Here is a 313-nt window from a genome sequence, read left to right as displayed (position 1 = left end):
AGTTAAAAACCCAGATACAGGAGAAGTTGTAACACCTCCAGTGGATGACGTAACAAAATACGGTCCAGTCGATGGCGATCCAATCATAGAAAAAGAAGAGATTCCATTTGATAAAAAACGTGAATTTGATCCAGATCTAGCGCCTGGTACAGAAGAAGTCGTACAAAAAGGTGAAAATGGAGAAAAAACAACAACAACACCAACTACAAAAAATCCATTAACAGGAGAAAAAGTAGGCGAAGGTGAACCAACAGAAGAAATCACAAAAGACCCAGTGGACGAAATCGTACATTATGGCGGTGAAGAAGTACCT

General features: G+C 39.6%; 1 protein-coding gene. It reads left to right on the top strand.

What is annotated here, in order from left to right; translation table 11 throughout:
* Positions 1-313: G5 domain-containing protein (locus UU7_RS18040; protein WP_202946831.1), on the top strand; the 313-nt coding region annotated here is incomplete at both ends.

The organism is Rhodanobacter spathiphylli B39 (assembly GCF_000264295.1).
In the GTDB taxonomy this organism is placed as follows: Bacteria; Pseudomonadota; Gammaproteobacteria; order Xanthomonadales; family Rhodanobacteraceae; genus Rhodanobacter; species Rhodanobacter spathiphylli.
The sequence above is the reverse complement of the archived record's forward strand: the minus strand, read 5'-3'. Positions and strand labels throughout refer to the sequence as shown.